The 20,967-nt window shown below is 45.1% G+C and carries 22 protein-coding genes and 1 riboswitch; of the genes, 5 read left to right on the top strand and 17 right to left on the bottom strand.

The window, feature by feature from the left end:
- Window positions 1-44 precede the first annotated feature (44 nt).
- The 3 genes from P855_RS0104685 to P855_RS0104675 all read right to left on the bottom strand — a co-directional run bounded on the left by P855_RS0104685 (window position 45) and on the right by P855_RS0104675 (window position 3,769).
- Window positions 45-2,006, bottom strand: a complete 1,962-nt coding sequence (locus P855_RS0104685; protein ID WP_037985635.1) for a phospholipase D-like domain-containing protein — start codon at window positions 2,004-2,006, stop codon at window positions 45-47.
- A gap of 243 nt (window positions 2,007-2,249) precedes the next feature.
- On the bottom strand, window positions 2,250-3,320 hold the full coding sequence (locus tag P855_RS0104680) for a branched-chain amino acid aminotransferase (protein ID WP_028782479.1): 1,071 nt from the start codon (window positions 3,318-3,320) through the stop codon (window positions 2,250-2,252).
- A 155-nt stretch (window positions 3,321-3,475) separates the two neighbouring features.
- A complete protein-coding gene (locus tag P855_RS0104675) occupies window positions 3,476-3,769 on the bottom strand; it encodes a hypothetical protein (protein ID WP_051353089.1) in 294 nt (97 codons plus the stop codon).
- A gap of 76 nt (window positions 3,770-3,845) precedes the next feature.
- On the opposite strand from P855_RS0104675, the gene P855_RS0104670 reads away from it, so the two are divergent.
- Entirely contained in the window at window positions 3,846-4,910 is a 1,065-nt protein-coding gene (locus tag P855_RS0104670) for a P1 family peptidase (protein ID WP_037985634.1), read from the top strand.
- Window positions 4,911-4,954: 44 nt separating this feature from the next.
- Here P855_RS0104670 and P855_RS0104665 read toward each other — a convergent pair whose 3' ends face one another.
- From P855_RS0104665 to P855_RS0104620, 10 genes are all read right to left on the bottom strand, one after another.
- Complete coding sequence (locus tag P855_RS0104665; protein WP_028782476.1) at window positions 4,955-5,176, bottom strand: hypothetical protein; 222 nt, start codon at window positions 5,174-5,176, stop codon at window positions 4,955-4,957.
- A 2-nt stretch (window positions 5,177-5,178) separates the two neighbouring features.
- A complete protein-coding gene (locus P855_RS20510) occupies window positions 5,179-5,394 on the bottom strand; it encodes a hypothetical protein (protein WP_051353088.1) in 216 nt (71 codons plus the stop codon).
- A 64-nt stretch (window positions 5,395-5,458) separates the two neighbouring features.
- Window positions 5,459-6,193: a membrane protein insertase YidC gene (gene yidC, locus P855_RS20505; RefSeq protein ID WP_051353151.1), complete on the bottom strand. Its 735-nt coding sequence runs from the start codon at window positions 6,191-6,193 to the stop codon at window positions 5,459-5,461.
- Window positions 6,194-6,253: 60 nt separating this feature from the next.
- Window positions 6,254-6,544 carry a hypothetical protein gene (locus tag P855_RS0104650; protein WP_028782475.1) on the bottom strand — a complete coding sequence of 97 codons (291 nt, stop codon included), beginning with the start codon at window positions 6,542-6,544 and terminating at the stop codon, window positions 6,254-6,256.
- A 163-nt stretch (window positions 6,545-6,707) separates the two neighbouring features.
- Window positions 6,708-7,229 (bottom strand): GrpB family protein, encoded by a 522-nt coding sequence (locus tag P855_RS0104645; RefSeq protein WP_028782474.1) that lies wholly within the window; start codon window positions 7,227-7,229, stop codon window positions 6,708-6,710.
- Between the two features lie 22 nt (window positions 7,230-7,251).
- The gene (locus tag P855_RS0104640; RefSeq protein ID WP_028782473.1) at window positions 7,252-8,109 is read right to left on the bottom strand and encodes a MurR/RpiR family transcriptional regulator; all 858 of its coding nucleotides are present in this window, start codon (window positions 8,107-8,109) and stop codon (window positions 7,252-7,254) included.
- Window positions 8,110-8,208: 99 nt separating this feature from the next.
- A complete protein-coding gene (locus P855_RS0104635) occupies window positions 8,209-9,564 on the bottom strand; it encodes an aspartate aminotransferase family protein (protein ID WP_028782472.1) in 1,356 nt (451 codons plus the stop codon).
- 390 nt (window positions 9,565-9,954) lie between these two features.
- Window positions 9,955-11,562, bottom strand: a complete 1,608-nt coding sequence (locus tag P855_RS0104630; RefSeq protein WP_028782471.1) for an ABC transporter permease — start codon at window positions 11,560-11,562, stop codon at window positions 9,955-9,957.
- Window positions 11,559-12,449: an ABC transporter ATP-binding protein gene (locus tag P855_RS0104625; protein ID WP_028782470.1), complete on the bottom strand. Its 891-nt coding sequence runs from the start codon at window positions 12,447-12,449 to the stop codon at window positions 11,559-11,561. Before P855_RS0104625 ends, P855_RS0104630 begins: the two co-directional genes overlap by 4 nt.
- A 13-nt stretch (window positions 12,450-12,462) precedes the next feature.
- Window positions 12,463-13,041, bottom strand: coding sequence for a TetR/AcrR family transcriptional regulator (locus tag P855_RS0104620; protein WP_051353086.1), 579 nt, complete (start codon window positions 13,039-13,041; stop codon window positions 12,463-12,465).
- A gap of 307 nt (window positions 13,042-13,348) precedes the next feature.
- Between P855_RS0104620 and P855_RS0104615 the strand changes: the two genes are divergently transcribed.
- Window positions 13,349-15,241 carry an LTA synthase family protein gene (locus P855_RS0104615; protein ID WP_028782468.1) on the top strand — a complete coding sequence of 631 codons (1,893 nt, stop codon included), beginning with the start codon at window positions 13,349-13,351 and terminating at the stop codon, window positions 15,239-15,241.
- 243 nt (window positions 15,242-15,484) lie between these two features.
- On the opposite strand, the gene P855_RS0104610 is transcribed toward P855_RS0104615, so the two are convergent.
- Window positions 15,485-15,883, bottom strand: a complete 399-nt coding sequence (locus P855_RS0104610) for a hypothetical protein (RefSeq protein ID WP_028782467.1) — start codon at window positions 15,881-15,883, stop codon at window positions 15,485-15,487.
- Window positions 15,884-16,003: 120 nt separating this feature from the next.
- Window positions 16,004-16,657: a ribonuclease H family protein gene (locus P855_RS0104605; protein WP_028782466.1), complete on the bottom strand. Its 654-nt coding sequence runs from the start codon at window positions 16,655-16,657 to the stop codon at window positions 16,004-16,006.
- A gap of 187 nt (window positions 16,658-16,844) precedes the next feature.
- Here P855_RS0104605 and guaC point away from each other — a divergent pair, with 187 nt between their 5' ends.
- Window positions 16,845-17,828: a GMP reductase gene (gene guaC / locus P855_RS0104600; protein WP_028782465.1), complete on the top strand. Its 984-nt coding sequence runs from the start codon at window positions 16,845-16,847 to the stop codon at window positions 17,826-17,828.
- A 49-nt stretch (window positions 17,829-17,877) separates the two neighbouring features.
- On the opposite strand, the gene P855_RS0104595 is transcribed toward guaC, so the two are convergent.
- Entirely contained in the window at window positions 17,878-18,486 is a 609-nt protein-coding gene (locus P855_RS0104595) for a metallophosphoesterase family protein (RefSeq protein ID WP_028782464.1), read from the bottom strand.
- Window positions 18,487-18,695: 209 nt separating this feature from the next.
- Between P855_RS0104595 and P855_RS0104590 the strand changes: the two genes are divergently transcribed.
- Together P855_RS0104590 and P855_RS0104585 are read left to right on the top strand one after the other, a co-directional pair.
- Window positions 18,696-18,914 (top strand): hypothetical protein, encoded by a 219-nt coding sequence (locus P855_RS0104590; protein ID WP_028782463.1) that lies wholly within the window; start codon window positions 18,696-18,698, stop codon window positions 18,912-18,914.
- A 124-nt stretch (window positions 18,915-19,038) separates the two neighbouring features.
- Complete coding sequence (locus P855_RS0104585) at window positions 19,039-19,392, top strand: hypothetical protein (RefSeq protein ID WP_028782462.1); 354 nt, start codon at window positions 19,039-19,041, stop codon at window positions 19,390-19,392.
- Between the two features lie 44 nt (window positions 19,393-19,436).
- On the opposite strand, the gene serC is transcribed toward P855_RS0104585, so the two are convergent.
- Complete coding sequence (gene serC / locus P855_RS0104580) at window positions 19,437-20,519, bottom strand: 3-phosphoserine/phosphohydroxythreonine transaminase (RefSeq protein ID WP_028782461.1); 1,083 nt, start codon at window positions 20,517-20,519, stop codon at window positions 19,437-19,439.
- 160 nt (window positions 20,520-20,679) lie between these two features.
- A riboswitch (glycine riboswitch) is annotated at window positions 20,680-20,760 on the bottom strand.
- Between the last annotated feature and the right edge of the window lie 207 nt (window positions 20,761-20,967).

Raw genomic sequence — 20,967 nt, 5'->3', positions numbered from 1 at the left:
CCGGGTCCTCCAGATATTGGATGTCCCGGGGTGTGGTTTTGACTTTACTGCATGGTGCCTCCTGCCAGTTCATAGCGTGCGTGGAATTCTTGTAAAAATTGATTGGTTATTGCTGCATCATGAATGAACAGCATATTTTCATCATTGACATTATTGCCATTGTTGCTCCAATTGGTAGAACCAACAATAACAGTAGGATCACTATCCGTATTCGCATCAACCAACATAGTTTTACTATGAAGTTTACGAGCTTCTTCATCCTGATAGACAGGAGCCGGATTAGCCCAGCGTGTATTCGGATTATTCGTACTTTCCTGGGAAGCGGTACGTCCCGTCATATCAACACTTGCCGACCACCACTGGTTCCAGAAGCTGGTGTCGAACACTCCTTTGATATCGAAACCGGTCAAGGAACCTTGCATATCCTTATACGACCCTTCCCATTTATACTTCAACTCGTCAACCAGTGCCTGATCGCTCCAGGCGAATATAGAAAAATACGTATTAAGATCAGCTTCATTTTTCACAAGTTCCGCCATTCTCCCGACCGCGTCATCACCTGCGGAAAAATAGATTTCAACGGGAACACCATTGATATTCACTTGATGCACGGTGTTATCGACCTTCCGGGAACTGTAATTGGAAGTCACTTTGTCCGGAGTCATCCCTGTACTTCCCCACATTTCATTGAATTCCGTTTCATAGATTCCAGCAAGCTCCGGCCAGTTGATTTCGACAACATGCTGCTGGTTGCCGTCCAAAATTCCTGCATCCATATTGGCTTCTGAGCCATATAATCCGGTCACCGTAAAGTTCCAACTTCCTGTGAATACCCAGCGATCATCCACCACTGCAAATTTGTTATGCATCTGGTTTCCTGGTGAATAGTAAGCATTGGTGTCCTTCTCCTCCGCTTCCACAAATAAACGTCCCGTTTGTGTACTGTTGCCGATTTCGACCGTCACTTCCGGAATATCGCTTGCCTCAGAAGGCAATCCCTTCTCAGTCCGTGCCGCGCTATCCTCTACTGCCATCATCGGGGAATCAGAAAATACATGGATATCATCAGCTGTCCCGATGGTTTCGTCCCTTCCGCGAACCATTTTTTCTACATACAACCGCATCGTTTTATATCGTTCTGTATAATGAGGATCCGATGCATCCTTGGCATCCGCAATGACCCGGACTTTAACCCCTTCGGCTGCTTTTGCAATCAGGGTATCGACAATCCGTGGAAGATTGATTTCATAAGTCGCAAAATCGATGCTGGTCGTTGCACTATTCAGCCTTTCGATCAATTGATCTTCCAAATTGACATGATCATTCGCTTCATTTCCAGCAGTAGCATATTGATTGTCGGCACATTTGTTGAAAAATACGTTAATTGCACCTTCTGCTTCCGAGACGTTGGATATATTCTCTGTTTTATCCGCACAACCAGATGCTCCTTCACTGGAATTCGCTGCTTTTGGTGTACCAAGTCCCTCCGTATAGTCAGCTGTCGAATTTGCCCAGTTATTTGCATTTATTCCACTTTTGTCTGGATCAATCCGCTCCATCGTAGCTTTCGTATCATTATCGCCGGCATGCCATGCATCCACTTCATCAATAATATTGCCTGTTTCATCACGAAGCTTTAAAACTTCCCCGCTGTTAGACAGGCTGCCGTAATAGATCAAATTCGCCGCAACTCCGGAAACGGTTGAATCATCCGTTCTTTCTATTATGTAATAGCTCTTTGCAGGAATGGTACCTGACAAGGCGATAGCTGGAGTGCCATCCTGGGCGTCCAGACTCCAACCGGTAAGGTCAACATCCTGGCTGCTCGGATTATACAGCTCCAGCCATTCATCACTATAACTGACAGTCGTACCCATCCATGCCACTTCGTTGATAATAACATCTCCTGATACAGCTGCATGTGCTTGATGATCATCTTCCAGCACGGGACCGTAAAAAGATAGAATCATCGCAATCAGGACCGTAATCGGTAAAGCTCTCTTCAAATCTCCCACTCCTTTTGTTATTTTTGTTCAGTCTACCTTTCCAGTGTAAAGGACAATGGAGCAAGTTTGTAATAGATTTGTAAAATTAAAACTCAGGAGCTAGATTTGCTGTTCCAGTGGGGATTTTTACAAAATAATAAGTCCTCCCTCCCTGCATCTATGTAAGCAGGAAAGGAGGACTTTCGTACAGGTACACCCCGGGACATCCAGATATTGGATGTCCCGGGGTGCTACTGGTGCCTTTTACTTCACTTCGACAGTCCATCCCTGGGTGTCTTCCAACTTACCAGTCTGGATGCCGGTGATTGTGTCATAAAGTTTTTGCGATAGTTCGCCGATTTCGTGGTTGTTGATCACCATTTTCTTGCCAAGCCAGTTCAACTCGCCAACCGGGGAGATGACTGCGGCAGTACCAGTCCCGAACGCTTCTTCCAATTTGCCTTCTTCATGGTATTGGTAAAGTTCTTCAATCGAGATGCGGCGTTCTGTAACCGTTACGCTCCATTTTTCCAGCAGTTCAATGACAGACATTCTCGTAATCCCCTGCAGGATGCTTCCGCTCAAAGCAGGTGTCACGACTTCGCCATCGATTTTGAAGAAAATGTTCATGCTGCCGACTTCCTCGATATACCGCTTTTCGACGCCATCGAGCCAAAGGACATCAGCTTTTCCTTCCTGATACGCCTGTTTTTGCGCCTGGTAAGCGGCGGAATAGTTTCCTGCTGTCTTCGCCATGCCGGTTCCGCCTTTGACAGCACGGGTGAACTTATCTTCGACGCGGATTTTGACAGGTGTCAAACCGCCGGAAAAATAGGATCCGACCGGGGACAGGATAATCATCAGCTTATACGTTTTAGATGGAGCAACCGATAGATTCGGTTCTGTACCGATAATGAATGGGCGGATATATAAAGATGTACCTGGTGTATCCGGCACCCAGTTTTTTTCCAGGCTGATCAGTTCCTCCAGGTACCCCATCACTTCCTCTTCGTCGATTGGCGGAATGCTCAAGCGGTCACTGGATCGATTCAAGCGCTCAAGGTTCTTTTCCGGACGGAACAAAAGCACGCGGTCTTCCGAGCGGTAAGCCTTCAGCCCTTCAAAAACTGTCTGCCCATAATGGAAAATCATTGCTGCAGGATCCAGCGTCAGCGGCTCGTATGGTACAATGCGCGGCTCATACCAGCCTTTCTCTTCATGATAATCCATGACAAACATATGGTCGGTGAAGGTTCGGCCAAATGGAATCTGATCCGTATTCGGCTTTGGCTGTTTGGTTTTACTTTCTACGATAGTAAGTGCATTTTTACTCATGTTCATGGCTCCTTATGTGATTAGATTAGTTAAGTAAGTAATTTGGATAAAAAAGTACCCCCAGCCAGGTGGAGGTGTTTGAGATTATTATCCATTGTACGCCTAATCAATGATAATTTAAAGCTTTACTCGGGTAAAAGGTAAAAAATTCTGAATCAAGCAAAAATATACGCAACGTATTGAGCCATTTTAATGCCAACCGGGATAGACAGCCACGTAAGGATCAGGGACAAAGTGAACAGATATAGCGAATCCTTAAAAAACATCCATATAACCAACAACGCTCCTATTGCCCATATAACAAGAATTGCAAAAAATTCTGGAGCGACGAAGGTTTGATCGGAATAATTTTCACCTATACCCCCGGAAGCGAAAAAGGTAGAAATCAGGACTGCTACGATGCCGGTGAGGAGCACATTGATAATGGCGACAGTTTTTCTTATTATCATTTGACTTACCTCCATTAATCATAAAAAATAGTGATACAATGAATGAACGAGTTTAGCAGAAAGCAAGGTGATTGTTATGTATAACCAAAAAAGAATTGCCGATTTTGGGGTGAAAATCGGACGATTGAGCCGCGGACCGCTCAACGCGATCACCGACGTCGCTGGTGTAACTGTCGGCCATGTTACCTTAAAAAATAAGGATATACAGACAGGCGTGACTGCCATTCTTCCTCACCAGGGCAACGTGTTCAAGGAAAAATTGATCGCCTCAAGCCACGTCATCAACGGATTTGGAAAAACGATCGGAACTATACAGATCAATGAGCTCGGAACACTCGAAACACCGATTGTCCTTACCAATACTGCAAGTGTCGGTACGGCTGCCGAAGCGTTAATTGCAGATACGATGGAACAGAACCCGGAAATCGGAAGGACCACCGGTACGGTGAATCCTGTCATCGGTGAATGTAACGATATGTTTTTGAATGATGTCCGTACCCAGGCCGTTCAGAAAGAACATGTATTAGAGTCGCTCACAAATACCGCTGCTGAATTTGAAGAAGGTGCGGTCGGTGCCGGACGGGGAATGCTTTGTTACTCTCTGAAAGGCGGAATTGGTTCTGCTTCGCGACTCATGGAGTTTGCTCATGGGGTATATACGATGGGAGTGCTTGTCTTAACGAACTTCGGTATGCTGAGCGACCTGCGTGTCAATGGGAAACCTGTGGGAGAGGACTTAAAGCAGGCACTCCTCGATTCCGGGGAACAAAAAGACAAAGGATCAGTGATGGTGATTGTCGCGACAGATCTCCCAGTGTCAGAACGACAGCTCAACCGGATTCTCAAACGATCTGTCACCGGGTTGTCCCGGACAGGGGCGATGATCGGCCATGGCAGCGGAGATATTGTACTCGGTTTTTCCACAGCAACGAAAATACCACACGATAAACCGGCTCAGCCGCTTAGCCTCCCCACGATTCATGAAGGGGATATCGACACTGCTTTCCGCGCGATTGGGGAAGCGACAGAAGAAGCGGTATTGAATTCTTTAGTGACCGCAGATCCAGTGACAGGACGTGAGGGTAACGAACGGCCAGCCTTCAAAGATTTATTGGAGCAATTCGATATCAGGTTGACATAATTATCTTATGGAAACTCACGCTCCCCGGAGGGGCAATACAATTTTCAACGAAAGCCATCACCTTCATGATTATGATTGCTTCCTCCGAAATCATGACCGCCGACATGCTTCGCGCTCTTATCATAAGCCTCATCTTTTAATGTGCGCTTTTCTTTATTCAGTTCATCTCCGTAAAACCGGTTGGTATCCCACCCGAATTTTTCACGGATCAGCATAAAAACTATTGGCGAAGCTAACAATGCAAGTAACCCTAAAAATAACCACATCGTCATTCTCCTTCCGTTTCATTAGTTTTTGAAGCGGTTATTTCCTTAGCCAGCACCTCAATGAACCATTGATTCTTTTCCAATATCAAATGACTGACAATCATGGCCAGGAAAAAAGCGATCGATGAAGCTTCCACATATAAGGCCTGGTTGACAATGTAGAAAAGTAATACTGATAGTACAACCAGGCTTATCGTGTAAATGAGCCCTTTTACCATTGGTTGTCCTCCCTTTTGCAAAAAGGCACGTCCAGAATGGAACGTGCCCCTTTTTTAACCATGATTATTCTTGATTCGCTGCTTTAGAACTGCGAAGACCCAAGTTTCCCGCAAGCAGAGTTTGCCCTATCAGGAACAATCCTCCGACAGACCAGTACAATGGCAGTGCGGCTGGCATATTAAAGGAAATCACCAGGATCATGATAGGGGATATCAGCCCCATCCAGCGCATCATCGGATTATTATTCGCTGAATCTTGCGGCATCAGTTTTTGCTGTACTTTGAACTGGAAATAGTAAATCACTCCAGCAATCAATGCCAACGGAATATCCGGCCCGCCCAGACTGAACCACAGGAAAGAATGCGAGGCAATTTCCTGAGAGCTTTGGATCGCATAATAAAAACCCATCAGAACCGGCATTTGTACCAGAAGTGGCAGACAGCCCATTGCCATAGGATTGACGCCATGTTTCTTATAAAGCTCCATCATTTCCTGCTGCAGTTTCAGCTGTTCTTCCCGTTTATCCGTTTCTTTTAACTTTTCCTGGATGACCTTCATCTCAGGCTGCATCACGCTCATTTTCTCTTTCATATGCTGCTGGTTTTTATATTGCTTCAACGTAAAAGGCATAAGCACCAATCGAATCAGAATCGTAATCAATATAATGGCGATGCCAAAGCTGCCATCAAACAGGATAGCTGTATTTTCAATCAAAAAAGTGAATGGGTCGACGAAGATATCGCGTATAAAAGCACTTCCGCCTTCTCCGGGCCCTGAACATCCACTTAACACTATCATCAATAAACTCCCTAGTAACACCAAACGTTTCACGCTACTCCTCCTCACAAATTTTAAAATCTATGGTGTGAGAAGGATAGGATGGTCGTCCTGGTCGCCATCAGGAGCCTCTTTTCGTTTGACACACTTTGTGATGATAAACACGTGTGTATCTTTCGGTAAATCAGGACTGGACACGTCCCCTTTTGTGAGCGAACGTTCGAATCCGGTACTTGTATCGAAAGCTAACCCTTTTAAGTAAGAGCCTTCAAAATAATGGCTGAAAACATGGAAGGAGAACGGCAGCAGTGCCGCCATAACCATGGCATAGAGATGCAAATTTAATGGGAGATCAAATAACACTTCAAACACACTGCTTCCTCCTTCCATTTTTGACGCTTATTAGGATGTACGCATGAACAGTCGTAAAGGTTTCAACTTTTCTGTCATACGTACTAATTTTTTGTCTTTAGCTCGATGACTCCCTTTTTATTTTTACTCGCCTAAACACAGACTTCCGCACGTACTACAGCTTTTAATCATTTTGTTTACGGTACCAGGCAAGCGCCCGTCGCTCTCTTTCTTTGATGAATGGGTCTTTACCATTGATATAGGATTCGATATCGGTTGGAAACTTTTTTGCCAGATCCGCTTTTAATTGTCCATATGCTTCCGCTTCTTCAGGATGTGTCCTAAGATAATCCCGAAATGCCAGGTGACGATCGATATCAGGACTTCCGGCTTCGAATACATGAACATGATGGGTGCGATCGTCCCCTCCTTTCTTAAAAAAACGTCGACGCGGGATCCCATGCTCCCCTTTCGCTTCATAACCGATCGCTTCCATCGCTTCATTAAACTGATCCACATGCTCAATCTTTTTCACCACTGGCATGATATCGATCACCGGTTTTGCCGGAAGCCCTGCGACAGACGTACTTCCGATATGATAAATCTCCTCAAGTATGCCTGTGAAAATTTGCTCCAGCCGCACGGCTTCTTCGCTAAACAACATCGGCCAACGCTCTTGATATTCAACGACTTCTACTTTTCTCATGGTCCAACCCCCGCTTAATATATTAGCTGCTCCGGTTATCAAATACTCCAAAATGATCCCATATTCCTTCCAGCACATCGAGCCGCTCATGAACATCCACATGCTTTTCTTTCGCGACGAAAGTGATTAACGCGTTAATCAGGCTGAGCGGCGCCACAAATGAATCAATGAGACTCGGCATCTGACTGGAAGCCGCCAGCGGGATAATCGCATGTGGGACAAGCGGCGATAATAAATTATCGGTAATCGCAATGGTAGTAGCCTGCTTTTTATTGGCATAGCTGAACATTTGGATGGTACTTTTCGTATATCTGGAAAAACTGATGCCGATGACGACGTCCTCTTCTTCAAGTTCGGACAATTTTTCCGCAGATACTTCCACCGACTGGAGCAATTCCGAATTTTTCAGGATAATATTCAGGTAATAGTGTAAAAACACACCGAGCGAGGTGGCACTGCGATTGGCGATGATGTACACCTTTCTTGCTTGCACCAGGGAATCCACCGCCTGGTGGAATGCCTGTTCATCCATTTTCTCTATAGTCGCCTGGATATTAGAAATGTCATCCTGGAAAACTTCATAGACACCGGAAGATTCTTTATCATAGACTTCTTCTGATATTTTCAGCCGCTCCGCAGTGGTCAGCTGCTTTTGCACGGAACTTTGCATGAATTGCTGCATCTCCGCATAGCCGGAATATCCGAGTGTGGTCGCAAACCGAACGACGGTAGCGTCACCTACTCCAGCCATTTTCGCCAATTTACCGACGGTCAAAAAAGGAGCCGTGGTCTGATTTTCTAATATGTATGTCGCGATTCGCACATGCGATTTACTTAGATCGCTCATTTTCGAAGCGATTTGTTGGTAAACATTTTCCATCGTCCCAGCACTCCCTCCTGTTTTCAGATTACTTTTCTCTCATAGGCAATGCAAGCTAAAAGGGGGACCAATGCAAGCATTGATTCGCCCCATCCCTGCTTAGTCGGTCAACACACGTCGGATCGCTTCGTCATGCGCATCGACAGTCCGCTGGATATCTTCATCGGTGTGTACTGTCGACATCGAGTAACGGTTCATCGGCTTAGTATAAATGCCAAGCCTCAGTAATTCATAATCGATTTCTTTTCTTAAATTGGCATCGTGGTTTTCCATATCACGGTAATTGAAGATTGGCGTATCTGTCAAAATGATATTAAAAATGCTTCCTGCCCCGACTGTCTGCATGGCCAGCCCATGTTTTTGATAAACTGCCTCTAATTGATGGCGTAAAACCTGCGTTTTTTTAAATAAATCGTCAAGCGTTCCTTGCTGTTCCAATAATTCAATCGTAGCCAGCCCGGCAGCGAGCACGGTCGGATGCCCGTTGTATGTCCCGCTGTGGAAAACGGTTTGTTTTTTGTTCGTATTATCTGCTCCTGCCGTCAAAATGTCACGGCTGGCATTGACGGCGGTAGTCATCATGAACTCCCGCTTGCCCCCAACGGCACCGATCGGAAACCCGCCGCCAAGCACTTTGCCAAGTGCGGTCAGGTCCGGTTCGATTCCGTATACTTCCTGCGCACCGCCCAATCCGAGGCGGAAGCCGGTTTTCACTTCATCAAAAATCAGTACAATCCCCAGCTCATCTGTGATTTTTCGGATACCGTCCATGAATTCCTGTGTAGCCGGAATGAAGCCTCCCTGGACCGGTTCCAAAATCAATCCGGAAATTTCATCCGCATGCGCTAGCAAAATCCGTTCCGTATTTTCCAAATCATTGAATGGAAGCATGATTGTATTCTCTACATAATATTCTGGGATACCACTGGATTCAGGCACTGCTTTTGGAGCTTTTTCCTCCCCGACCTGCCCGAGGTCAGGATTGACACTCAAGAGGACCTGGTCGTATCCGCCGTGATAGTGACCTTCGAACTTAGCCAGTTTCGTTTTACCAGTACAGGCCATCGCCGTCCGGATCGCCAGTAGTGTCGCTTCGAGACCGGAATTGGTGTAGCGCACCATATCGATGCCTGGATACAAGTCGATCAATTTTTCCGCCATCGTAATCTCCAGTTTGTGCGGCGTACCAAAGATCGTTGTTCCATCGGATTGCATCTGGTTCATGACTGCCTGGTAAACATGCTCATGCCCATGGCCATGGATGAGCGCACCGTAGGAAAGCAGATAGTCGATATACTCATTGCCATCGACATCATACAGCCTGCTCCCTTTCGCCTTTTCCATGAACAGCGGATGAGGTGCGATGTGCTTGATGTGTGCTGTCACACCTCCAGGGATGACTTCTCCCGCTTTTTCGAAAAGTGCAGCCGAATTCCCGCTGTTCTCCGATATCATCGATTTACTATCCGTAGTAATTTTCAACATCTCCTTATGAAATATTTATTTCATTTTTAATTATAATATGAAATATATTATTCATAGTCAATGAATATGGAGTTACGTTTGTATTACAATCATCAATTAATTATGAGTTGTCGATCTCTCCAATAAAAAAAGAACCCTTAGCTGATTAGCCAAAGATTCCCTTCAAGATGATAGGTCTTCTGATAATATATATTATCCTTATTTCTCTGAGATTGTCTCTCATATTACTGGAAGTGTCTCTCTTAATCTCAGTTTTGTCTCTCATACTACTGAATTCTCTCTTAATCCCGGTTTTGGCTCTCTAACGCTCTGCACTCTCTTTTACCAATGTCTTCTCTATTACTCTACCCGGAATAAATCCTAGCCGCCCTGGACATCCCGCTTCCGGTATCCAACTGCCCCTGCCACAAGCAGGAGCACCGCGATTCCGGTCAACCCGAGCAAGCTCATCCAGCTGACTTCCTCGACAGGAAGCTCTGGCACATGGCCGAATGGGCTCATGTTGACCACCCATTCATCAAGTTGGAATAATCCCCCCATATATACAACAATAAAAGAATAAACCAGATACAACCATGAGATCACTGTTACCTTTGGAGCCCAGCCGAGCAGCAGTACAGCCAGCCCGAGCATCACCCACATGGCAGGCAAATAAACCATGGCTGATTGATAAAAGGTCCCCAAAGAAATACCTTCTTCCATGACCGCATTACCGACCACACCTAAGCCAAGCGCAGCAAGCGACAGCATGACCCAGCCACCTGCCAGAGCTAATACCAGAAAGCTGCCAAGCAGCCGGATTCTTGAAACCGAGCGGACGAGAAGATGTGCGGCCCGCCCTTTTCCCTCTTCTCCTTTCAATTTCAACAGGAACATCATCGCCGGTATGGTACTGATCATCGCCAGTACCGCCATCAGCATCGTGATGAACTGCTCTGTCAAGGTAACGCCGGACACAGGGCCCAGGAGCTGTTTCATCATTTTGTTTTCTGCAAAAAACGACTCCAAATCGCCAAGAATCGATCCATATGACGCACCAAGCACGAACATTGCGATTGCCCAGGAAATGATTCCGGTCCGCTGCAGCCGTACAGCCAGCCCGAATGGACTGAGCAGCAAACGGGACGCCTGTTTTTTACCTGCTTTGGAAGGAAGGAATCCTGCTTCCATATCACGAATGGCATTCAGGTAAAAAGCTGCCCCTATGAAAAGCACCGAAATTCCGAGTGTGACGAATATTGGCCACCAGTAATTATTGACAAAAGTCTCCGTGCGGACTATCCAACCGAACGGGGAAAACATCGATAACGTTTCACTGCTGACATCTCCCACCGCCCGGATCATATAAGCGATCAGCAATACCGCCATTCCAAGACCGACTGTACCCCTTCCGCTTTCAGACAATTGAGCGAAAACCGCCGTAAGTCCGGCAAAAAAGATACCAGTTACACCAAGCGAGGCACCAAACAACAAAGATCCCGCAGCATCGATACTATCAATTCCAAGCAGCATCAAAGAACCAGCGACCAGCAGTGCCAGCAGGATATTGGTCATCACATAGACCAATAAAGTGGAAGCGACATTGGACAGCCGTCCGGTCGGTAAGGCACGAATCAGTTCCACTCGGCCGTCTTCCTCTTCCGCTCTTGTATGGCGGGCTACCAGCAGAATATTCATGACGCCAACCACCACCGCAGTCAATAGCAGCATCTCATGTGCCAGCATGACACCGACCGTATAGTTATCCAAGCCATATACCGGTCCGACCATTGCCGTAACCGCCGGATTCATCATTGTTTCCACCATTGCCTGGCGCTCGGCGTGGCTAGGGTATAAAGTAGCAAAAGCATTGGCAACCAGCAGGTTTGCTACGATGAAAGCTGCCAGCCAGATGGTCAGTCTTATCCGATCCTGTCGGAAGACAAGCCGTGTCAGCACCCCAGTATTCGCATACAATCGCTTGTTCATTCCCCTTCCACTCCCTCATAGTGGCGCATGAATAAATCCTCCAGGGTCGGTGGTGCACTTTCTATTTTGACGATGCCGAACGTGCTGATATAAGCAAGTACCTGATCAAGCTTTTCCGAATCCACCTGAAAAACGACAGCACTCCCTTTTTCTTCTACATGGTGGACGCCTGGCTGGGAGGCTAGCTCAGTCATTGGCTGCTTTGTTTCCACTAGCAGCTGCGTTCTGGTCAGATGACGCAGGTCAGAAAGTGAGCCCGATTCGATGATCCGTCCCTCCCGGATGATGGCGACACGGTCACATAACTTCTCCACTTCCGATAAAATATGACTCGACAGCAGCACACTTTTCCCTTGCTGCTTCACTTCATTGACACATTCCTGAAAGACGCGTTCCATCAAAGGATCAAGGCCGGATGTCGGTTCATCCAATATATACAGATCAGCATCTGAGGAGAAAGCAGCTACCAGTGCTACTTTTTGACGGTTCCCTTTGGAATACGCCCGGCACTTTTTGGTGGGATCCAACTGAAACCTGCGGATCAGCTCGTCGCGACGCCCATTCCGCTTGCCGCCGCGCAGTTTGATAAACAGATCGATAACCTCACCGCCAGTAAGGTTCGGCCATAGATTCACATCTCCCGGCACATAGGCGATCCGCTCATGGAGATTGACCGCATCCTTCCAGGCATCTTTTCCAAAAATGATAGCCTCCCCATCTGTCGCTTTCAGCATGCCAAGTAAAATCCGGAGCGTCGTCGATTTACCAGCGCCGTTCGGTCCGATAAACCCGAACACTTCTCCTCCCCGGACTTCGATATCCACGCCATTGAGCGCTTGGACCTTACCAAAGTGCTTCGTCAGATTATTGGTTGTTAACACAGTCATCCTGACCCCTCCCTTAAGAATAAAAACTTTTCCTCAAAACTTCCAGGTATTCATAGAACTCACCCCACAAAGGATCAAAGTCCAACTCCGCTAAATTTTTTCCTTGCAGCCGCTGCTTCAGTTCATTCTGATAGCCTTCGATCGACCAGCGGATCAATTGGAAAGCTTTCTCTACATCGACATCATTCCGGAACAATGACGCATCGATGTTTTCATACATCATGGCATAGCCCAGCTGCTGCAATTTTTCCATACGAGGTTTCAGCTTTTCCGGAATTGTCGTTTCGTCCAGCATGAATGTCCCGGCAAACCGGAACAAAGCAGGGTGTTCCAGGAATGCTTTCATTTTCAGACGTGAAGCCTGTTTAAAACGCTCGATAAAATCCTGTTCTTCTGTATCAATCCGCTCTAAATAATCATCAATGATCACTTGGAGCGTGTATTCAATCAAGTATTCATAAAGCCCTTGTTTATTCTTAAAATAGTAGAACAGCATCCCTTTTCCTATGCCAGCCTGTTTGACAATGGCATTCGTCGATGCCTGCTCGTAGCCTTTTTCAGCAAACTCGTGAAAGGCAGCATTTAAGATCATCCGCTGCTTTTCCTCATCTAAGTTAATGAATTTTTTTGGCAGTGGAATCCCCTCCTTTTATCCATATCGAGGTTCCGGTTAATTTAGACCACCCCGGTCGACTTTAGTATATTCCTTTTAGACCACCCTGGTCAACATATATTTACATTCTATTAAAAAATCAAATAAATAAGATTAACCTTTCATTTACATGGGAATAACAAATTAGAGTGTTTATATTTCGGGTGTACATGTTTACTTTTCGGTAAAAATTTGTTAAATTTAACTACTATGCTAGACATGAAAGATTGACAGGAGGTTCAACAGGATGAATGAATACAAAAGTCTATTAAAAAAAGGCTGGCTATTCTTCACAGTAGCCATCGTGTTTTTGTGGGCAAAAACCTATTATGCTTTGAAAACAGCTTTCACACTTGACATTGAAAATAATACTCAACAATTTATATTAGCCATAACGCCAATCAGTTCGATACTCTTTTTCTTAGGTTTAGCGTTTTTCTTTTCACCGAAACGACGCAATAAAGCCTTCATGGTCATCTATTCCCTGATGACATTTGTGCTTTTCGCCAACGTTGTCTATTTCCGGTTTTTCAATGATTTCATCACGCTGCCGGTGCTTATGCAATATAAAAACTTTCTGGACCTTGGAGGCAGCGCCAAAGCGCTTATCCATCCGACAGATATCCTGTACTGGATCGACGTCGTGATTCTGATCGCCTGGACAGTCCGCCAAAAGACAAAGCCAAGCATGCGATTCAAAAAACGCACCGTTGCTATGCTTTATGCTACAGTCCTCGGCATTGGTGCAGTGAACTTGAGCCTGGCGAATCAGGAACGCCCTGAGCTTCTCACACGTACTTTCGACCGGATGAAGCTTGTCAAACTTCTAGGAATCTATAACTATCACATCTATGATAGTGTCATGACAGCTAACACATCGACGAAGCGTGTATTTGCAGACAGCGATGAATTGACTGAAGTACTGAACTACGTCAATGGCCAGCAAGGAAAAATGGGTGTCCAGGGTAAATACTATGGAAAAGCGGCAGGTAAGAACGTCGTGCTGATTTCCCTTGAGTCCACGCAGAATTTTGTCATTGACCGTAAATTGCACGGTCAGGAAATCACACCATTTTTAAATGACCTGACTGATGACAGTTTTTACTTCAAAAACTTTTATCATAATACCGGCCAGGGAAAAACTTCCGATTCCGAGTTCCTTCTCGATAATTCTATGTACGGATTATCCCGGGGAGCAGTATTCACTACCAATGCCGGGAACGAATTTAATGCAACACCGGAAATTTTGAAAGAAGAGGGATACACACCTGTAGCACTTCACGGTAACCACGATACATTCTGGAACCGTGATGTCATGTACAAATCCCTTGGATACGATCGTTATTTCTCTAAAGAAGAATATAATGTTACAGAAGAAAACTCGGTCAACTATGGTTTGAAAGATATTCCATTCTTTGAACAATCCATGCCGATGCTCAAAGGGCTGGAAGAACCATACTATGCAAAATTCATTACCATGACCAATCACTATCCTTATATCCTGGATAATGAAAAAATGAAGATGATCGAACCGGCAGAAACCGGGGATGGTTCTGTCGACCGTTACTTCCAGACCATGCGTTACCAGGACGAAGCCGTCAAGAAGTTCTTCCAGATGATGAAAGAACAAGGCGAATATAAAGACACCATTTTCGTTCTTTACGGCGACCATTATGGCATCTCAGATAACCACAACCGTGCCATGAGTGAAATCCTGGGCAAAGAAATCCGACCATTCGAGCGGGTACAATTGCAGAAAGTACCATTGATCATCCACATTCCAGGTATGGAAGGAAAAGAAATGAATACAGTAGGAAGCCAAGTCGATTTGAAACCTACGATTCTGCATCTATTAGGAATAAAAGAGAAGCACGATGTACAATTCGGAGTCGACCTCTTTGCTAAAGAACGTGAAGACTTAGCGATATTCCGGGACGGCAGCGTTGTCACCGACAAATATGTCTATGCTGCTAAAGAAGATATCTGTTACGACAAATCAACCGGAGAAGAAATTGAAGATAAAACATGCGCTCCTCTCAAACAGAAGGCCAAAAAAGAGCTGGAGCTCTCCGATAAAGTCGTACATGGAGACTTGCTGCGCTTCCTGGAAAAGAATCAGAAAATCGAAGGTAAGAAATAATCGTCAAACTAAAGCACCTCCTGGACCTCAGGAGGTGCTTTTCTATTTTTATCTCTTAAACTACCCATTGAAATAAACATTTTTTACCATAAAGCCTGCTATAAATGATGTTTCTCTCAGAAAAGCTCTTTAATGATGCCGCCTTAAAAAAATAGATTCCTCAGCTTATGAAGAATCTACTTTCCCTTTTCATTATCCGCTCTGTTTTTTTCTGAAAAACCGCCGGCAATCGCTGCAAAAATATCACCAATCAACGTTAGAAGCGCTCCCATGTTCTTCCTCCTTTAATTCCGTACTGACTTGTTTGCGGGACATCAATACGGCTATGCCGGTATATAGATAGCCCAGTAATAGCAAACATGTATAAGCTAATGAATAGATATTCGGAACAAACAGGAGGGCTGCTGTTTCTGACCACGTCAAACCCTTGAACACCGCCATACCCAATCCAACTGCTTCCCGTTCTATTCCGGGAACTCCTCCTTCTGCGAAGAAAAAGAACGCCACATTGGCAAGCAGGTATCCCAACGAGGCTACCAGGCAGGTATGGCATCTGGTTATTTTATAGCCAATCCCGACCATGATTCCAACTAATAGAAACAAAGTAGGATAAAACAGGATCAGTGTTTCTGTAGCATCCATGACCATCACCTCATTCAACCATTACTTTATTAAAATTATTTCAAATCATTAAACTATTCACAATACTATTTTCCATAATTTATAAAAAAATCGCACAATTACTTTAACAATGGGGATGATTCACAATTCGATAGTACTCATGATTTCCGTTTCATCCAGCGCCTGCGAAGCGAGTCGGTCCGCTTCCCGGTTCCGTTTTCGGGAAACCGCTTTGTATTCCGGCTTAATCCCCATCTGTTCCATTTTTCCTTCCACGCGATTCGCCCATTTTGACAATTCATCCTCCAGACAAGGCCATTCTCCGTTCAACTGGTTGATGACAACCTGGGAATCGCCTACGATTGTAACAGTCATGTGATGCACCCCCATAAACTCCATTTCCTGCAAAGCGAGATGAAGCGCAGCGTATTCTGCTTCATTATTTGTCTGGAGTTCGTCCACCAAAGCATTCTTTCGGCGCCGGTAGGACTTCCCGTTCTGCTCATAGTAAATCGCACAGCCAAGTCCCGACTTTTTTGATTTTAAATCAAATCCTCCGTCAAAATAGACCGTAATGTTGTGCGGTTCTGTTTCAATCCCCTTCATATATTCCTTCAGTTCTTTCAAACTCCACATATGATCCTGACTATCGATGAAGGTGAAATCCTTCACCCGCCCGGTCCTTTCTAAATCTTCGGCAATCAAAATCGCCTGAGCTGCTTGCATTTCCTCTGAACTGAATTCACTATGTGTCCCTTTCGGGGTCTGGTAGGTCAATTCGATTCGTACTTTCATGTGATAACCACCTTTTTTACCGTTTATCTGCTTTCTTTTATTTATGACCGGAACAACCGGGAGTTAAACAAAATGGTGAACACCGCCTGAATTCCTTTGACAATTTCTATTATATGGTGTAAATTACCTCATGTACGAACATTTAATATTGTTATCATTAAAATATTCGTTTTTAGGGGTGTGAACCATGGAAAATGTATTTGATTACGAAGATATTCAATTGATTCCCGCTAAATGTGTCGTAAATAGCCGATCAGAATGTGATACCACCATCCGCTTAGGAGATTACTCTTTCAAACTTCCCGTTGTACCTGCCAACATGCAGACAATCATAGATGAAAAAATTGCTGTCAAGCTGGCTGAAAACGGCTACTTCTATATTATGCACCGATTCCAGCCGGAACAGCGTATTGATTTTATCAAAGGTATGAAATCCCGTGGGCTGATCGCCTCCATCAGCGTCGGAGTCAAACCGGAAGAATATGAATTTGTCCGGCAGGCAGCTGAAGAAAATCTGGTACCGGAATTCATCACGATCGACATCGCCCATGGTCACTCCAATGCAGTCATTGAGATGATTCATCATATCAAGGAGCACCTTCCGGATAGTTTCGTCATTGCCGGAAACGTCGGTACACCGGAAGCTGTCAGAGAGCTTGAAAATGCAGGCGCAGATGCGACAAAAGTCGGCATCGGTCCGGGAAAAGTATGTATCACCAAAATCAAGACTGGCTTCGGCACCGGCGGCTGGCAGCTGGCTGCGCTACGCTGGTGTGCCAAAGCTGCAAGCAAACCGATCATTGCCGACGGAGGTATCCGCACCCATGGAGATGTAGCCAAGTCCATCCGTTTCGGGGCATCCATGGTCATGATAGGCTCCCTTTTCGCCGGTCATGAGGAATCACCAGGTGAAACGTATGAAAAGGACGGAAAACGCTACAAGGAATATTTCGGTTCCGCATCGGAATTTCAAAAAGGCGAAAAGAAAAACGTCGAGGGCAAAAAAATGTATGTCGAGCATAAAGGGTCCTTAAGAGATACGTTAGTCGAAATGGAACAGGATCTCCAATCCGCTATTTCGTATGCAGGCGGTACGAATCTCGACGCGATCAAACACGTCGACTATGTAGTAGTGAAAAACTCCATTTTTAATGGGGACCGCGTTTATTAATGAAGCAGAAAAAAGGATGAGTGAGGTCGATAGCCTCGCTCATCCTTTTTTATACCGTATACACTTCATGTGTCGGCAGCTCCAACAAAGTCAGTTTTCCACCATATGCAGCACCGGTATCGATATCAATCTGATCTTCGTAATAAATAATATCTTTGACCGGAGTATGTCCGTGGACGACGGTTTTACCCAGTCCGATCCGGTCCGTATGGCGAGTCCACAACATCGTATCTTCATCCTGTTTCTTTATCGGGATTTCCGGTTCAAGTCCAGCATGAACGAAGATATAGTCGTCAGTTTCATAGTAAAGCTCCAGATTTTTCTCCATCCACTGCTGGTCTTCTTTCAATTCTCCTCTTTTTCCCTGATAAGATTCCAACGTACTGGCTGCCCCATTCATTTTCCAAAGCTCCATCGCCTCTCCTTCATATTGCGAGCGGATGAACAGATCATCGTGGTTTCCCTTGATTGCAACAGCACCATCTTTCTCCACCAGTTCCTTCACTTTGTCGATGACTGCTTTCGAACGAGGGCCCCGGTCTATATAATCACCAAGCAAAATCAGCTGATCATTCTCTGAATCAAAAGATGCTTTTTCAAGCACGCTTTCCAGTTTCTCAGCCTCTCCATGTATATCGGAAACGATAAGATACCGCATCGATGTCTCCTCCTTGTTTGTTGACTTGCAGTACAAATTTCCTGTTTATCCCATATACCTTTTTTGACACCTTTTAAAACCCCCTATCGCTCATTGAATAAGGGGTGGGGTATGCACAATTGCTCAACCATGTTATACTTGTTAAACAATTGAATAAAGACATGTTCCCGAAATGGTTTAGCTGACTCCAGAAAGGAGTAGATTTTTGAATGTTAGTATCTGTATCGTGGATTAATTTCCATAAAGAAAGTGACCTTGATCGTCCCGAATTATTCCGAAGAATGGATGAAATCGAATGGGACACATACGCAGAGGATTCGGAAGTAAACAAGGAAAACCTGAAGAAAAAGCTGTCTTCCAGTTTCAAACTTCCAGTAGAAAAAATCCAAATTATCGATTACGACATAAAGCACGAAGTTAAAAATTGACAATTTAATTGAATTCTATAAATAATGAGACGGTCTGATGGCCGTCTCTTTTATTTTCTTAATTTGAATTGTTATACGCATCAATTCAGCCCTCCAGGTAAAAATAAGAACTGGAGGGATGCACATGTCACAGCGCTACTTAACCATCGAAGAATTTAACCAGCTGCTTCAGAAGTGGAACGGTGAAAACATAACAATTGCCAAGCAGGAATTATCGGATCACGACAGTATATCCATGAAGTTAGATTCGATTTCCTATTCCAAAGATACGAGAAGGATGGACGGTTACGAGCCCATGCACACCATCCAATTGAACGGATCGGGCCATATCGAAACGGATGGAAATGGGTTACAGCCGCTTCCTGACTCCTATTATGAAATTCCGCTGGAGGATACAACAGAGTACCAGTACGATAAAAATACATTCAAATTGGTTACCGAACGAGGAATGTATACCATTGAAATAGCTAATGATTAGTAAAAAGAGGTCTCGTCCTTAGCATAGGAGGAGACCTCTTTTGATTACTTCTGCTTACTTTCGAATTTTTTCATAAACGCGACAAGGGACAGGACGCCATCGACCGGCATCGCATTATAAATGCTGGCACGCATCCCGCCAACTGAACGGTGCCCTTTTAATGTTTCCAAGCCTGCTTCTTTTGCTTCCTTCACAAATGCCGCATTCAAGTCATCAGAAGGACTGACGAACGGTATATTCATCAATGAACGGCTATTCTTTTCAACAGGAGAAGAAAAAAGCTCAGATTCCTCCACATAATCATAAAGGATTTGTGCCTTTTCCCGATTGATTTTCTCCATTTCCTTAACACCGCCAAGGTCCTTCAGCCATTCGAAAACAAGCTTTGCCATATATATCCCATAGGTGGGTGGCGTGTTATATAAGGAGCCTTTATCACTATGTGTCTTATAATCCAGCATAACCGGGCACGATTCCTGTGCATTTCCGATCAAGTCTTCACGCACGATAACAACTGTCAGCCCCGCCGGACCGATGTTTTTCTGAGCCCCTGCATAAATCACGCCGAACTTAGATACATCCATCTGTTCGGATAAGATGTTCGATGACATATCCGCCACGAGGGGCACATCGCCCGTGTCCGGGACTTCCGCGAATGCCGTTCCTTCTATCGTGTTGTTCGTGGTGATATGCACATAGTCCGCTTCCGGGTCGATCATCGAGCTGTCCACCTCTGGAATATAAGTGAAATTATCCTCCTCAGACGAAGCAATAATACGGATATCTCCATATTTCTTCGCTTCCTTGATCGCCTTTTGCGACCAGGATCCAGTATTCACATAATCTGCTTTTCCGTTCGCACCAAACAGGTTCAACGGAACCGCAGAAAATTGCTGTGAAGCGCCCCCTTGTACGAAGAGCACTTTGTAATTTTCTGGTATGCCCATCAGTTCACGCAGCAGCTGTTCTGCTTCCTCGATGATTTCTGTAAACAACGCGGACCGGTGGCTCAGTTCCATGACAGACATGCCAGAGTCCCTATAGTTTACGAGTTCACTTTGTGCTTTTTCCAGCACGGGAAGCGGAAGCATTGAAGGACCCGCTGAAAAGTTATAGATTCGTTTCATATCGACTAATCCCCTCACTTTGTATGTAGTTGCACTTGCCTCTATTGGAAAAACTCAGGTGTCGCCAGTTACTTATGGCGAAATCCTTCGTATTTTCTTATGAATGTATAAAAAAGAGAGACCGGGTCTTCCCAATCTCACCAACATAAAAGGTATCGTATGTACCTCTTCCGTCCTTTTGCCTGAGATTATGAACCCTTCGGCGCTGCACGAGATGTGCACCCTCTCCAGAAGCCGCTCCTGCCATAGGATATCCATGACATTCAACGCTTGCTAATATTCGTCTTTTCAGAAAAATCAGTGATATGCCTGGATTATAAAGCATAGCCTGCAGGTTATCAAGAGGGTGAAAACACGCCACCCGCCTTTGGTAACGCTTACTTTATCGCTGTAAAGGGATTACAACCTTTTAGAGAAAAAGTTACTGGAACACCGTCTAATTACTAGA

Origin of the sequence: Thalassobacillus devorans MSP14, from assembly GCF_000496835.1 — a bacterium.
Taxonomy (GTDB): domain Bacteria; phylum Bacillota; class Bacilli; order Bacillales; family Halobacillaceae; genus Thalassobacillus; species Thalassobacillus devorans_B.
The sequence above is the reverse complement of the archived record's forward strand: the minus strand, read 5'-3'. Positions and strand labels throughout refer to the sequence as shown.

Coding starts and splice junctions, on each gene's coding strand:
- P855_RS0104645 (WP_028782474.1), bottom strand. CDS start 7,229: ATGAGAAAAGTAGAAGTCGTTGAATATCAAGAGCGTTGGCCGATGTTG.
- P855_RS20510 (WP_051353088.1), bottom strand. CDS start 5,394: ATGGTAAAAGGGCTCATTTACACGATAAGCCTGGTTGTACTATCAGTA.
- P855_RS0104640 (WP_028782473.1), bottom strand. CDS start 8,109: ATGGAAAATGTTTACCAACAAATCGCTTCGAAAATGAGCGATCTAAGT.
- P855_RS0104595 (WP_028782464.1), bottom strand. CDS start 18,486: ATGCGGTATCTTATCGTTTCCGATATACATGGAGAGGCTGAGAAACTG.
- P855_RS0104665 (WP_028782476.1), bottom strand. CDS start 5,176: ATGTGGTTATTTTTAGGGTTACTTGCATTGTTAGCTTCGCCAATAGTT.
- serC (WP_028782461.1), bottom strand. CDS start 20,519: ATGAAACGAATCTATAACTTTTCAGCGGGTCCTTCAATGCTTCCGCTT.
- P855_RS0104675 (WP_051353089.1), bottom strand. CDS start 3,769: ATGATAATAAGAAAAACTGTCGCCATTATCAATGTGCTCCTCACCGGC.
- P855_RS0104585 (WP_028782462.1), top strand. CDS start 19,039: ATGTCACAGCGCTACTTAACCATCGAAGAATTTAACCAGCTGCTTCAG.
- P855_RS0104670 (WP_037985634.1), top strand. CDS start 3,846: ATGTATAACCAAAAAAGAATTGCCGATTTTGGGGTGAAAATCGGACGA.
- guaC (WP_028782465.1), top strand. CDS start 16,845: ATGGAAAATGTATTTGATTACGAAGATATTCAATTGATTCCCGCTAAA.
- P855_RS0104605 (WP_028782466.1), bottom strand. CDS start 16,657: ATGAAAGTACGAATCGAATTGACCTACCAGACCCCGAAAGGGACACAT.
- P855_RS0104630 (WP_028782471.1), bottom strand. CDS start 11,562: ATGAACAAGCGATTGTATGCGAATACTGGGGTGCTGACACGGCTTGTC.
- P855_RS0104590 (WP_028782463.1), top strand. CDS start 18,696: ATGTTAGTATCTGTATCGTGGATTAATTTCCATAAAGAAAGTGACCTT.
- P855_RS0104610 (WP_028782467.1), bottom strand. CDS start 15,883: ATGGATGCTACAGAAACACTGATCCTGTTTTATCCTACTTTGTTTCTA.
- P855_RS0104615 (WP_028782468.1), top strand. CDS start 13,349: ATGAATGAATACAAAAGTCTATTAAAAAAAGGCTGGCTATTCTTCACA.
- yidC (WP_051353151.1), bottom strand. CDS start 6,193: ATGATAGTGTTAAGTGGATGTTCAGGGCCCGGAGAAGGCGGAAGTGCT.
- P855_RS0104620 (WP_051353086.1), bottom strand. CDS start 13,041: ATGATCTTAAATGCTGCCTTTCACGAGTTTGCTGAAAAAGGCTACGAG.
- P855_RS0104635 (WP_028782472.1), bottom strand. CDS start 9,564: ATGATATCGGAGAACAGCGGGAATTCGGCTGCACTTTTCGAAAAAGCG.
- P855_RS0104680 (WP_028782479.1), bottom strand. CDS start 3,320: ATGAGTAAAAATGCACTTACTATCGTAGAAAGTAAAACCAAACAGCCA.
- P855_RS0104625 (WP_028782470.1), bottom strand. CDS start 12,449: ATGACTGTGTTAACAACCAATAATCTGACGAAGCACTTTGGTAAGGTC.